General features: G+C 76.4%; 9 protein-coding genes. 6 read left to right on the top strand and 3 right to left on the bottom strand.

What is annotated here, in order from left to right; genetic code table 11:
- Nucleotides 1-17: 17 nt before the first annotated feature.
- Nucleotides 18-647 (bottom strand): MarC family protein, encoded by a 630-nt coding sequence (locus ABWK59_RS11065; RefSeq protein WP_354640075.1) that lies wholly within the window; start codon nt 645-647, stop codon nt 18-20.
- Nucleotides 648-703: 56 nt separating this feature from the next.
- The gene (locus ABWK59_RS11060) at nt 704-1,027 is read right to left on the bottom strand and encodes a barstar family protein (protein ID WP_354640073.1); all 324 of its coding nucleotides are present in this window, start codon (nt 1,025-1,027) and stop codon (nt 704-706) included.
- Between the two features lie 153 nt (nt 1,028-1,180).
- Here ABWK59_RS11060 and ABWK59_RS11055 point away from each other — a divergent pair, with 153 nt between their 5' ends.
- From ABWK59_RS11055 to ABWK59_RS11045, 3 genes are all read left to right on the top strand, one after another.
- Nucleotides 1,181-1,750: a DoxX family protein gene (locus tag ABWK59_RS11055; protein ID WP_354640072.1), complete on the top strand. Its 570-nt coding sequence runs from the start codon at nt 1,181-1,183 to the stop codon at nt 1,748-1,750.
- 86 nt (nt 1,751-1,836) lie between these two features.
- Nucleotides 1,837-2,406, top strand: a complete 570-nt coding sequence (locus ABWK59_RS11050; RefSeq protein WP_354640071.1) for a hypothetical protein — start codon at nt 1,837-1,839, stop codon at nt 2,404-2,406.
- 317 nt (nt 2,407-2,723) lie between these two features.
- On the top strand, nt 2,724-4,526 hold the full coding sequence (locus ABWK59_RS11045; RefSeq protein WP_354640069.1) for a glycosyl hydrolase family 18 protein: 1,803 nt from the start codon (nt 2,724-2,726) through the stop codon (nt 4,524-4,526).
- A 121-nt stretch (nt 4,527-4,647) separates the two neighbouring features.
- Here the strand turns inward: ABWK59_RS11045 and ABWK59_RS11040 are convergent, their stop codons facing one another.
- Entirely contained in the window at nt 4,648-5,349 is a 702-nt protein-coding gene (locus ABWK59_RS11040) for an ABC transporter ATP-binding protein (RefSeq protein ID WP_354640068.1), read from the bottom strand.
- 150 nt (nt 5,350-5,499) lie between these two features.
- Between ABWK59_RS11040 and ABWK59_RS11035 the strand changes: the two genes are divergently transcribed.
- From ABWK59_RS11035 to ABWK59_RS11025, 3 genes are read left to right on the top strand one after another with little or no spacing between them, the layout of a single operon-like run.
- Nucleotides 5,500-8,778, top strand: coding sequence for an ABC transporter permease (locus tag ABWK59_RS11035; RefSeq protein WP_354640066.1), 3,279 nt, complete (start codon nt 5,500-5,502; stop codon nt 8,776-8,778).
- Nucleotides 8,775-11,669: a hypothetical protein gene (locus ABWK59_RS11030; protein ID WP_354640064.1), complete on the top strand. Its 2,895-nt coding sequence runs from the start codon at nt 8,775-8,777 to the stop codon at nt 11,667-11,669. The genes ABWK59_RS11035 and ABWK59_RS11030 overlap by 4 nt, the downstream gene beginning before the upstream one ends.
- Nucleotides 11,670-11,689: 20 nt before the next feature.
- Entirely contained in the window at nt 11,690-12,673 is a 984-nt protein-coding gene (locus ABWK59_RS11025) for an ABC transporter ATP-binding protein (RefSeq protein ID WP_420492764.1), read from the top strand.
- Nucleotides 12,674-12,751: the final 78 nt, after the last annotated feature.

The raw sequence follows: 12,751 nt of genomic DNA, 5'->3' as shown, positions 1-12,751 counted from the left end.
CGGGGCGGGTCAGTGCTTCAGTGCTTCTCGGGGATCGGGACGTCCAGGCTGGCCAGGCCGGCCAGGAACAGCTCCACGCCGACCGCCGCCAGCAGCAGCCCGAGCAGCCGGGCGAGCACCTCCAGCGAGGTCTGGTGGGTGATCCGCAGCAGCGGTGCCAGCAGCAGGGCGCAGACGCAGTCCACCGCGATCACCGCCAGGTACATGGACGCCACCGTGGTCCGCTGCGCCCAGGAGTCGTCCTCCAGCGACTCCACCAGCACCGCCGTGATCGCCAGCGGGCTGGCCACGAACGGCAGCATCAGCTCGCGCACCCCGTCCGCCAGCGGGTTGGCCAGGTGCCCGCCCTCCTCGCCGCCGGGTAACCCGATCCCCATGACGAGGGCCACCGCGTAGATGAAGAAGATCACCCCGCCGGCCAGCTGCAGGGACTGGTCGCTGACGTGGAAGAAGTCGGTCAGGTGATCCGCCGCGTACGCCATGGTGACCCCGACCGCGCCGGCCACCGCCGAGCTCACCAGGGTGAGCCGGCGCATCTCGGGGAGGCTGTACCGCCGGCTCAGGTGGGCGAAGGCCAGCAGGACCTTCGGCGGCCCCACGACGGCGAAGAAGGTGGTGAACGCGCTGCTCAGACTGAGGTCGGGCACCGGGCCATGATGCGCGGCGGACGGCGGCGCGGGCGACGCCACACGCCGGTCCGCGCTCACTCCAGACGGACCGTCACCCCCGCCTCGCGCAGCACCTCGACCACCGCCGTGAAGTAGTCCCGCTCCCCGCCGCCCGCCCGCTCCAGCCGCCGGCCGAGCACCCGCCGGGCCGCCGCCGCGTGGTGCCACACCAGCGTGAACGGCGGCTCGGGCCCGTACCCGCCGCGCAGGCAGTCCGCCAGCGCGTCCAGGTTGCGCCCGTAGTAGCCGTCCGGCGCCCGCAGCGCCCGGCCGAGCGCGGCGTAGAGGTCCCGCTCGCCGGTGACCGACGAGCCGTCCAGGTGGTACTCGGGCGGCCGGTGCCGCGGTTCTCCCGACAACGCCGTCGCCTCCCTCTCCGGACTCCTGCCGGGCTTGGGCCGAGTTCCCGCCGGACGGTCGCCCGGATGGCGGTCCCCGGGTCGAGCGGGCCCCGGGGGTGGGCTGGGATGGAGGGGTACGACCACCGGCCGCCACACACCCAGGGGCACACCATGACCAGTCTGTACCGCAAGGATCTCGGACTCCTGGCGCTGCGCACCACGGTGGGCGGCGTGCTGTTCGCGCACGGCGCCCAGAAGCTGTTCGGCTGGTTCGGCGGCGGCGGGCTGGAGGGCACGGCCGCCGCCATGGAGCACATGGGGTTCGAGCCCGGCCTGCGGAACGCGAAGGCGGCCGGGCTCGGCGAGGCCGGCGGCGGCGCGCTGCTGGCCCTCGGCCTGGCCACCCCGGCGGCGGGCGCGATGGTCGCGGGCACCATGGCGGGCGCCACCTCGGTGCACGCCCCGGCCGGGTTCTTCGCGATGGGCGGCGGCTACGAGTACCCGGCGATGCTCGGCGCCTGCGGGCTCGCCCTCGGCATCGCCGGAGCCGGCCGCTACTCCCTCGACCACGCCCTCGGCCACCGGCTGGACCGGCCCTGGCTGGGCGTCCTGGCGTTCTCCGTCAGCGCGCTCGGCGCGGTCGCGGTGGTCACCCGGCGGCAGGACGTGCTGCGCCGCCGCGAGGCCCGGGCCGCCGACGAGGCCGCGATGCAGGCCCGGGCGGGCACCGGCATCGCCTGAGCCCCTGCGGTGGCGAGGGTGGGCGGGGTCGTGGGCGGGATTCATGGGTGGGTTCATGGGTGGGACCGTGCGAGTGAGGAGTGGCAATGATGCGTCGGGTCCGGCCGGTGGTGGCCTCAGCGGTGGGTGCGGTGGTGGTGGCGCTGGCCGCGACCGGGTGTTCCTCGGACAGCACGCCGACCTCCTCGGCGACCTCGGTGCTGTCCGCCGCCCAGTCGGCGCTCTCGGCCGCCGCCTCGGCGGCCAGCAGCGTGGCCTCGGAGGCGGCCTCGGCGGCCAGCGCGCTGCCCTCGGCGGTGGCCTCCGCCGCCAGCGGGGTGGCCTCGGAGGCCGCCTCCGCCCGTGCGGCCGCCTCCTCCGCGCTGGCCAGCGTCAAGGGCGGCCGGGACGGCAAGGGCGACGTGACGCTCGGGTCCGTCGCGCCCGCCGCGAACGGGCGGGTCCAGGTCCCGGTCACCGTGGTCAACCACGACTCGCAGGGCAACGAGTACCTGATCCAGGTCGACTTCAAGGACACCTCCGGGAACGTGCTCGACGTGGTGGTGGTGGACGTGGAGGAGGTCGCGCCGGGGGCGACCGCCCAGACGACGGCCCAGAGCAACCGGGCGCTGACCGGCTCGGTCGCGGCCTCGGTCGAGGCGGCGCTGCGGTACTGACCGGGCGTCGGCGACGGGCCGGGTGTCCTCAACTCCGCCGGGGGAGAACCTTAACGGCGGCTCAAGCGGGGCGATCGGCTCTTGACGGTGGTGTTGGTCTAGTCCATTTTTGTGGCCAGGTGCAGGGAGCCCCTGGACCGGCGTCGACGGCCCCGGCCGCCGGCGCCGGTTCGGCCTGTCCGGCACCGGGATCCCCGCAGGCCCCCGCTCCACCGTTCGCCCGCCCATCCCTGTCATGCCCATGGCTGCACGGCCCCCGAATCCGTGCGCCTCCCCCGGGCCGTGGCGGGACCCCCACACCCTGGAGTCACGCAGCCATGCTTCGTTCCGTCCCCCAGTCGCCGCGGCCGGCGCACCGGCGCCGCCGCAAGAGCGCGGTCGCGCTGGCCGTCGGCACCGCGGCCTCCCTGCTGCTCGGCGGCTCGCTGGCGCTCACCGCCGGCAACAGCGCCCAGGCCGCGGCCGGCAACACCACCGGCGCGCCCGCCACCAGCGGCGGCATCAAGGTCGCCTACTTCGACCAGTGGTCGGTCTACGGCAACGCCTACTACCTGAAGACCGTCCAGGACACCGGTGCGGCGGGCAAACTCGACTACATCATCTACGACTTCGCCAACATCCACCCGACCAACGGGACCTGTTTCGAGGCCAACAAGGCCGCCTCCCAGAACGAGGACGACCCCAACGCCGGCGACGGCGCGGGCGACTCCTTCGCCGACTACCAGAAGAGCTTCGGCGCGGACATCTCGGTGGACGGCGTGGCCGACACCTGGAACCAGCCGCTGGCCGGCAACTTCAACCAGATCAAGAAGCTGAAGGCGAAGAACCCGAAGCTCAAGGTCCTGATGTCGATCGGCGGTTGGACCTACTCCAAGTACTTCTCGGACGTCGCCGCCACCGACGCCTCGCGGAAGAAGTTCGTCTCCTCCTGCGTCGACATGTTCATCAAGGGCAACCTCCCGCTGGAGGGCGGCTTCGGCGGCCCGGGTTCGGCGGCCGGCGTCTTCGACGGCTTCGACGTGGACTGGGAGTACCCGGGCGGCGGCGGCCACACCGGCAACCACTCCTCGCCCGGCGACAAGCAGAACTTCACCCTGCTGATGGCGGAGTTCCGCGCCCAGCTGGACGCCCAGGGCAAGGCCGACGGCAAGACCTACGCCACCGCGGCGGCGGTCGGCGCGGGCCAGGACAAGATCATGAACGTCGAGACCGACAAGCTCGGCCCGTACCTGACCTTCCTCGACGTCATGACCTACGACATGCACGGCGCCTGGGACGCCAAGGGCCCGACCAACCACCAGGCCCCGCTCTACTCCAACCCGAACGACCCGATGACCCCGGCCAAGCCGGGCAACGGCAAGTACTCGGTCGACGCCGCCATCAAGGCCTGGACCGTCGGTGACCCGGAGTACGGCATCAAGGGCGGCTTCCCCGCCAACAAGATCAACATGGGCATCCCGTTCTACTACCGCGGCTGGACCGGCGTGCCCGCCGGCGCCAACAACGGCCTGTTCCAGAGCGCGACCGGCCCGGCCACCGGCGGCGCGATGAGCGGCAACGTCGGCGGCATCCGGATGTACAAGGAGCTCAACGGCTTCGTCGACAACCCGGCCTACACCTACTGGGACGACGCCGCCAAGACCGCGTACTTCTACGACGGCACCACCTTCTGGACCGGCGAGAACGAGCGGTCCATCCAGGCCAAGATCGACTACGCGCACTGCAACGGCCTCGGCGGCAGCTTCGCCTTCTCGCTGTACGACCTGGGCACCCAGACCAAGCTGCTCGACAAGATGGCCAGCGCCACCGACGGCTCCGCCGCCGGCTGCCCCGCCGCGCCGTCCCCGACCCCGACCAACTCGGCCACGCCGTCGCAGTCCGCGAGCCCGACCGCCTCGGCCAGCCCGACCCAGTCGGCCTCGCCGACCGCGAGCACCTCGCCGACCGTGCCGGGCGGCAGCTGCACGGCGCCGAGCTGGAACTCCACGACGGTGTACCCGACCGCGGGCACCAAGGTGTCCTGGAAGGGCCACACCTACACCAACAAGTGGTGGACCCAGGGCGAGGACCCCTCGCTGAGCGGCCAGTGGGGCGTGTGGGCGGACGGGGGCGCCTGCTGAGGCGGGCGTCCGGACTGAAGCGGTAGGTGCAGGGGCGCGGGGGACCGCGCCCCTGTGCGTTGGTGTTTGTGGTCGGCCGGTTGCGAGGGGTGCTGCTGGGGGTTCGCCAGTTGCGGGAGGGCTACGGGGTGGTGTGGCCGTCGGTGAGGTCGATGATGTGGTCGGCGAGTTCCATGAGGGTGGGGTCGTGGGTGGCGACGAGGGCGGAGACGCCCTCGCTGCGGACGACGGCGCGGAGGAGTTCCATGACCGCGCGGCCGGTCTCGGAGTCGAGCTGGCCGGTGGGCTCGTCGGCGATGAGGAGGTCCGGCTCGTTGGCCAACGCCCGGGCAATGGCGACGCGTTGCTGCTGGCCGCCGGACAGCTCGCCGGGCCGCTGCTCGGCGTGGTCGGCGAGCCCGACCAGGGCCAGCAGGGTGCGGACGCGGTCCTCCCGCTGACGGGCCGGCATCCGCCGCAGCCGCATCGGCACCCCGACGTTCTCCGCCGCGGTCAGGACCGGCAGCAGGCCGAAGGACTGGAAGACGAAGCCGATCCGGTCCCGCCGCAGGGCCAGACGCTCCGGCTCGGCGAGGGCGGCCAGGTCGGTGCCGTCCACGAGGATCCGGCCGGAGGTCGGGGTGTCCAGGCCGCCGACCAGGTTGAGCAGGGTGGTCTTGCCGGAGCCGGACCGGCCCTTGAGGACGGTGAGTTCGCCGCGGCGGGCGGTGAAGGTGACGCCGCGCAGGGCGTGCACCGCCCGCGGGCCGCTGCCGAAGCTGCGGTGGACGTCCTCGACCGCCACCATGCCGTCGAGCGCGGTGATGGTGCCCTGCTGCGTCATGTCCTGCTACCCCCGGTCGGCTGAGCCACTGGAAGCCCAAGTGTGCTCACCTGTCACATGATTCGCGCAAGACCCTTCCTTCTCCTGAGCGGATCTGACAGGATCGTCCGCTATCCGGGGACCTGCATCCGGTGTCGGGGGGAGACGGGGATGATCGGCTTCGCCGTGCGCCGGTTGCGCGGCCGACTGCCGCTGGCCGCCGCCGCGTTGCTGACCATGCTGATCACCACGGCCGCGCTGACCACGCTGGCGGCGTTCGACCGCGGGGTGGACGACGCCGGGCTGCGCAGCACGCTGCAGGGGCCCGGCCGGGTCCGCGCCACCGTGCTGCTCAGCGGCGACCGGTCGGCGGCGAGCCGCGCGGGCGACGACGCGGAGGTCCGCGACGTGGCCGCCCGGCTGTTCGGCCCGCTGCCCGCCACCGTGGACGCGGTGGCCCGCAGCCGCTCGTACGGGCTGCCCGGGGCGGCCACCACCGGGACCGGGCCGGACCTCACCCTGCTGGCCGCCCTCGACCGCGGCCGGCTCGCCCTCACCGCCGGGCAGTGGCCCGCCGCGGCCCGGGCCGGGTCGCCGGTGGAGGTGGCCGTACCGTCCGCCGCGCTCGCCCGGCTCGGGCTGGCCGAGGCCGCCCTGCCCGCCGACCTGACCCTCACCGACCGCAACGCCGGCGGCACCCTGACCGTCCGGGTGACCGGCGTCTACCGCGCCGCCGACCGGACCGGGCCCTACTGGCGCCTCGACCCGCTGGGCGGCCGCGAGGTGCAGGTCAAGGGCTTCACCACGTACGGGCCGCTGCTGGTCGACGACTCCGCCTTCACCGCCGGCGGCCTGGCCCAGGCCGGCCGCAGCTGGCTGATCGGCGCGGACTTCGGCGCCGTGGACACCGAGGAGGCGCGGCGGCTGGCCGAGCGGGCCGCCCCGCTGACCGCACCCGGGTACGTCACCCCCGCCGGCCTCACCGCCCGCACCGACCTGCCCGGGCTGCTGGCCGAGACCCGCTCGGCCGCCCTGGTCGCCCGCTCCACCCTGATGATCGGCGCCCTGCAACTGGCCGTCCTGGCCGCCGCCGCGGTCCTGCTGGTGGTCCACCTGCTCGCCGAGCGGCGGACCGCCGAGGACACACTGCTCACCGCCCGCGGCGCCGCCCGGGGCCGGCTCGCCGCCCTGGCCGCCGTCGAGGCGCTGCTGCTGGCGCTGCCCTCCGCGCTGCTCGCACCGCTGCTCACCCCCGTCCTGCTCCGCCTGCTCGCCGTCCCCGGGGTGTCGGCCGGACCGGCCTGGAGCAGCTGGCCGGTCGCCGCCGGCTGCGCCCTCGGCTGTGCGCTGCTGGCCACCCTGCCCGCCGTGTTCCGCGGCGCCGGCGCGGCCGTGCTGCGCCGGACCGGCCGGCGGCAGCAGCTGGTCGCCGGGGCCGCCCGCTCCGGCGCCGACCTGGCCCTGGTGCTGCTCGCCGTCCTCGCCTACCGCCAGCTCGACCGGTACCGGGGCGGCCTCAGCACCGACACCGCCGGCGACCTCGGCGTGGACCCGCTGCTGGTGGCCGCCCCCACCCTGGCGCTGTGCGCCGGCACCGTCGTGGTGCTGCGGCTGCTGCCGTTCGCCGCCCGGCTCGGCGGCCGACTCGCCGCCCGCGGCCGGGGCCTGGGCTCCGCGCTGGCCGGCTGGCAGCTCGCCCGCCGGCCCGCCCGCTCCACCGGACCGGTCCTGCTGCTGGTCCTCGCCGTGGCGATGAGCGTGCTCGCCCTCGGCCAGCACGCCGCCTGGTCCACCTCCCAGCGCGACCAGGCCGCGTTCACCACCGCCGGCGGCCTGCGGATCACCTCGCCCGGCGTCCCCGCCCTGGGCCAGGGCGGCCGGTACGGCTCGCTGCCCGGCGGCGACCGGCTGACCCCGGTGGCCCGCGAGGAGCAGCCGCTGCCCGGCGGCCGCAGCGCCCAGCTGCTGGCCGCGGACGCCCGCGGCCTGGCCGACCGGCTGCGGATCCGGCCCGACCTGCTGGAGGGCCGCTCGCCCGCGGAGGTCCTCACCCCGATCGCCGTCCCGGCGCCCACCGGCCCGCAGGCCGGACTGGTCCTGCCGGGCCGCCCGACCCGGATCGACCTGGACGTCAGCCTGGAGGTGCTGCGCCGGGAGACCGCGCCGCCGCCCGACCTCCCGTACCGGTACGAGGCCCGGCCCGAACAGCGGCCCGCGCTGCGGGTGCTGCTGCGCGACCGCTTCGGCATCCCGTACTGGCTGATGATGCCCGGGCTGCCCGAGCAGGGCGACGCCCGGCTCAGCCTCGACCTCGCGCCGTTCACCGGCGCGCCGGTCGGCTCCCCGGCCTACCCGCTGACCGTGGCGGCCCTGGAGTTCTCGTACCGGGAGAACCGGGACGGCGGCGGCGCCGGCCGGCTCACCGTCCACCGGGTGGCGACCTCCGACGGCCCGGGCGGCCCGGCGACCCCGGTGCCCGTCCCGGCCGGACTCGGCTGGGCGGCCGCCGGCCCGGACTCCCCGGGCGACCCGGCGGCCGCCACCGGATCCGCACCGGCCGGCGGCGACCGGCTCGCGGTCCTCGACTACCAGGCCCGCCTCGGCGCCGAGCGGACCGTCCGGGTGCTGCTGGAACCCACCGACGGGAAGGCCGCGGCCGCCGCGCCGACGGAGATCCCGGTCGTGGCCACCCGCGCCTACCTGGACGCCCTCGGCGCCCGGCCCGGCGACCTGGTCCGGATGCCGGTCGGCACCACCACCGTCCCGCTCCGGATCACCACCGCCGTCCGCGCCCTCCCCACCACCGACGGAGCCGCCGTCCTCGCCGACCTCGGCACCCTGGAACGGCTCCTCGCTCGGACCGGCACGGACGGCCTGCGGCCCGCCGAGTGGTGGCTGCCCGCCACCGGCCCCGGCGACCCGGTGGTCGACCGAGCCGTCCGGGACCTGCGCGCCGCCACCGGCTCCCAGAACCTCGCCGTCCTCGACGAGACCGCCGCCGCCCTGCTGGACGACCCGCAGGGCGCCGCACCCCAGCAGGCCCTGGCCGCGCTCGCGGTGGCCGCCGCCGTCCTGGCCGCGATCGGCTTCGCCGCCGCCACGGCCGCCTCCGGGACCGAGCGGGCCGGGGAGTTCGCGGTGCTGTCCGCCCTCGGCATGCCCCGGCGCGGCGTGGCCCGGACCGTCCTCGGCGAGCAGGCCGTCCTGGTGGGGCTCGGCACCGCCGTCGGCCTCGGCCTCGGCGCCCTCCTGGTCCACCTGGTGGTCCCGCTGGTCGTGCTGACCCCCGCCGCCCGCCGCCCGGTCCCCGAGGTCCTGGTCCACCTGCCGCTCGGCACCGCCCTGGCGGCCGCCCTCGCCACCGCCGCCGTCCCCCTGCTCGCCGCGGCCCTCGGGGTCCGCCGCCACCGCGATCCGGCCGCGCGGCTGCGCCACGTGGAGGAGATGTGACCACCCAGGCCGACCGCCCGGCCCGGCACCGGCCCGCGCCGTGGATCCGCACCCGGCTGGGCGCCGCCCGGACCGGAGCCCTGCTCACCGTGTTGCTGGCGCTGACCACCGCCCTCCTCGCCGCCGCCCTGCCGCGCGCCCTCGACCGCGGCGCGGACGAGGCGCTGCGCGACCTGCTGCACCGCAACGGCCTCGGAGCCACCAGCCTCATCGCCACCGCCACCGCCAACGGCGGCCCCGCCCAGGCCGCCGAGCTCGACCGGATCGCCGGGCTCCTGGCCGGGAAGGTCACCGACCCGTACCGGCCCGGCCCGGGCGGCCCGGTGTACGGCGCCCGCGCGGTCCGCAACCGCGACCTGGGCAACCGGGAACTCGCCCGCCCGGACGGCGCCGCCCCCAAGCTGGACCTGATGAGCCTGCACGACCTGGCCGGCCACGCCCGGCTGGTCGACGGCCGCTGGCCCGAGCGGGCCACCCCCGCCGACCCCGACCCGGGGGCCGGCGGCCCCGACGGCGGGGAGGGCGGGGAGATCCGCGTCCAGGTCGTCCTCGCCAAGGCCGCCGCCGACACCCTCGGGGCCCGGACCGGCACCGTCCTGGAGGCCGGCCTGACCCGCGACCGCACCGCCCTCCGCGCCGAGGTGGTCGGCCTGTACGAACCCGTCGACCCGGACGGGCCCTACTGGTACGCCTTCCCGTGTGCCGTCCGGGCCTGCCTCACCCAGACCGACGGCAAGCCCCCGCAGCTCTACTGGCTGACCACCGCCGTGGGCGACACCGCGCTGTCCGGCGAACTGTTCGCCTGGGGCGACTCCGCGCCGCCCGAGGACTTCTGGCGGCTGCCGATCGACACCGGCACCCTGCGCGCCGACCGGCTGACCGAGGCCGAGCGGGCGGTCTCCTCGCTGCTGGCCGGCCCGCAGGCCACCGGGCTGGCGACCGCCGCCGGCCACCCCGAACTCCGCATCACCTCCCAACTGCCCGGCCTGCTCCGGCAGTCCAGGGACCGGCAGGCCGCCGTCGCCCCGCTGACCGTGGTCGGACCGGCCGGCGTCGCCGGGGTGGCGGCCGTGGTGCTCTGCCTGGCCGCCGCACTCGCCGCCGACCGGCGGACCGCCGAGCTGCGCCTGCTGCGCGCCCGCGGCGCCTCGCTCACCGGCGTCCTCGGAAGGCTGCTCGGCGAGGGCGCGGTCACCGTCCTCCCGGCGGCGACCGCCGGCACGCTGCTGGCCCTCTGGGCCCTGCCCACCCCGCGCTGGACCGCCGCCGTGACGGCCGCCGCACTGGTCGCCGGCACCGCGTTGCTCGCCCTGCCGATCCGGGCCGCCGCCCTGCTCGGCCGACCGCGCCGGAAGCTCCCGGCCCGCCGTCTGGTGTTCGAACTCGCCGTGCTGGCCGCCGCGGTGGCGGCCGTGGTCGCCATCCGGCGGCGGGGCGTGGCGCCCAGCGGCGAGGGCGTGGACCTGCTGCTGGTCGCGGCCCCGCTGCTGTGCGCCCTGGCCGGGGCGGTGCTGCTGGGCCGGCTGCTGCCCGCGCTCACCGGCGCCCTGGCCCGCCGGGCCGCCCGCCGGCCCGGGGCGGTCGGCTTCATCGGCCTCGCCCGGGCCGCCCGCGGCTCGGACGGCCGCAGCGGCTCCCCGGTGCTGCCGACCGTCGCCCTCCTGCTCGCCGTGGTCACCGCCGGGTTCGGCGCCACCGTGGTCGACTCGGTGGACGGCGGGCGGCTGCGCGCGGCGCGGCTCGCCGTCGGCGCGGACGCCGCGGTCTACGCCGACGCGCCCGGCACCCCCCTGCCCGAGGGGTTCGCCGAGGCGGCCGGCCGGCTCCCCGGGGTGCGGCTCGGCACCGAGGTGTGGACCGAACTGGACGCCTCCGTCGCCACCTCCGACTCCTCCCTGATCACCGGGGTGGCCGTGGTCGCCGTCGACCCGGGCGCCTACGCCCGGCTGGCCGAGCAGGCCGGCTACGGCCGGCCGGACGCGGACCGGCTCGCGACCACCGCCGACCCGGCGGCCCCACTGCCCGCCCTGGTCAGCGCCGACCTCGCCGCCCGGCTCGACGACCGCCCGCAGAACCTGCGGCTGTCCACCTACGGCACGGTGATGCTGGTGATGACCGGCGGCATCGAGCGCACCCCTGCCCTGCCGGGGGTCACCACCCGCACGGTGGTCGTGCCGCGGGCCGCGCTGGCGCCCCGGCTGTCCGGCAAGGTCCGGCCGAACCGGTGGCTGGCGGTGGGGGACGTGGACGCGGCCCGGCTGCGCGAGCTGCTGGGGGCGGGTGCCGCCGCGACCGGTGCTCCGGCGGGTACGGGCGGCACGGCTACGGGCGGCGCGGGTGCTTCGGCGGGTGCGGGGACCGGGGCGGGGACGGCGGCGCTCGGGCCGGAGGCGGCCGGGCGGGGCTTCCAGGTGCGGACCGCCGCACCGATGGCCGCGGAGCTGGGGCACAACCCCCTGCAGCGGTCGGCCACCCGGCTGTTCTGGGCGGCCGTCGTGGCCGCCGCCGCGTTCGCGCTGCTGGCGGTCCTCCTCACCCTGGTCCGCGCCGCGCCCGAACGGGCCGCGCTGCTCGCCCGGCTGCGGACCATGGGCCTGCGGCCCCGGCAGGGCCTGGCCCTGCTGCTGACCGAGGCCCTGCCGCAGGCGGTGTTCGCCGCGGCGTTCGGCGGACTGGTGGCCGCCACGGCGGTACCGCTGCTCGGCCCGGCCGTCGACCTGACCGTCATGGTCGGCGCGCCGGTGCACACCGGGCTGCGGTCCGCGGGGTTGCCGGTCCTGCTCCAGGCCCTCGGCCTGGCGGCCGTCGCGGCCGTGGCCGTGCTGGCCGAGGCGGCCGTCTCCGGCCGACGACAGATCACCACTGAGCTCAGAGCGGGGGACAACCGTTGAACCGCGGTACGGGGGGCCGGGTGCCGGCCCAGGCATCGGGCGAAGACGCGCCCAGCTACGAGGAGTTGCAGCGCGCCGCGCTGGCGGCGGCCCAGCCGCGGTCGTACGGCGAGGGGGCCGCGATCGTCTGCGAGCGGCTGGTGCGGATCTTCACCGCCGAGCGGGTGGAGGTCCAGGCGCTCCAGGGCCTCGACCTGGTGGTGGACCGGGGCGACCTGGTCGCCCTGGTCGGCGCCTCGGGCAGCGGCAAGTCGACCCTGCTCAACGTGCTCGCCGGCCTGGACGTGCCGACCGCGGGCACCGCGACGGTCGACGGCTGCGACCTGCTCGGCATGAACGCCAAGGAGCGGCTGCGGTACCGCCGCGAGGTCGTCGGGTTCGTCTGGCAGCAGACCGCCCGCAACCTGCTGCCTTTCCTGACTGTCAGTCAGAACATTGCGCTGCCGATGCAGTTGAGGGGCGGGAAGGATGCCCGGCGGACGCGGGGAGCGGCCCGGCGGTACGCGGCCCGGACCGGTGAGCTGCTGGAGGCCCTCGACATCGCCGACCTCGCCGGACGGCGGCCGGCCGAGCTCTCCGGCGGCCAGCAGCAGCGCGCCGCCATCGCGGTGGCGATGGCCAACGCCCCGACCGTCCTGCTCGCCGACGAACCGACCGGCGAACTGGACTCCGAGACCGGCGCCGCCATCTTCGAGGCGTTCCGGACCGTCAACCGGGAGCTCGGCGCGACCGTGGTGATCGTGACCCACGACCCGATGGTGGCCGGGGAGGTCCGACGGACGGTGGCGATCCGGGACGGGCGGACCAGCAGCGAGGTGCTGCGGCGGACCGTCACGGACGAGCACGGGGAGGAGACGGTCAGCGAGCGGGAGTACGTGATGCTGGACCGGACCGGGCGGGTGCAGCTGCCGGCGAAGTTCCTGGAAGCCCTCGGCATGGAGCACCGCGTCGCGGTCGACCTCGCCGCCGACCACATCGAGGTCCGCCCGGACGACCACGCCTGACGCAGTCGGGCACGCACAGAAGCCCCTCGGGGTGCGGGTCCTGTACGGACGGGAGTGACGGCGCCGTGGCCTCCCGTT

It is taken from the genome of Kitasatospora sp. HUAS MG31 (assembly GCF_040571325.1).
In the GTDB taxonomy this organism is placed as follows: Bacteria; Actinomycetota; Actinomycetes; order Streptomycetales; family Streptomycetaceae; genus Kitasatospora; species Kitasatospora camelliae.
This window is presented reverse-complemented; position numbering and strand designations above follow the sequence as displayed.

Excerpts from the sequence above, each read along its gene's own strand:
- ABWK59_RS11055 (WP_354640072.1), top strand. The coding sequence starts at position 1,181 with ATGACCAGTCTGTACCGCAAGGATCTCGGACTCCTGGCGCTGCGCACC.
- ABWK59_RS11050 (WP_354640071.1), top strand. The coding sequence starts at position 1,837 with ATGATGCGTCGGGTCCGGCCGGTGGTGGCCTCAGCGGTGGGTGCGGTG.
- ABWK59_RS11045 (WP_354640069.1), top strand. The coding sequence starts at position 2,724 with ATGCTTCGTTCCGTCCCCCAGTCGCCGCGGCCGGCGCACCGGCGCCGC.
- ABWK59_RS11040 (WP_354640068.1), bottom strand. The coding sequence starts at position 5,349 with ATGACGCAGCAGGGCACCATCACCGCGCTCGACGGCATGGTGGCGGTC.
- ABWK59_RS11035 (WP_354640066.1), top strand. The coding sequence starts at position 5,500 with ATGATCGGCTTCGCCGTGCGCCGGTTGCGCGGCCGACTGCCGCTGGCC.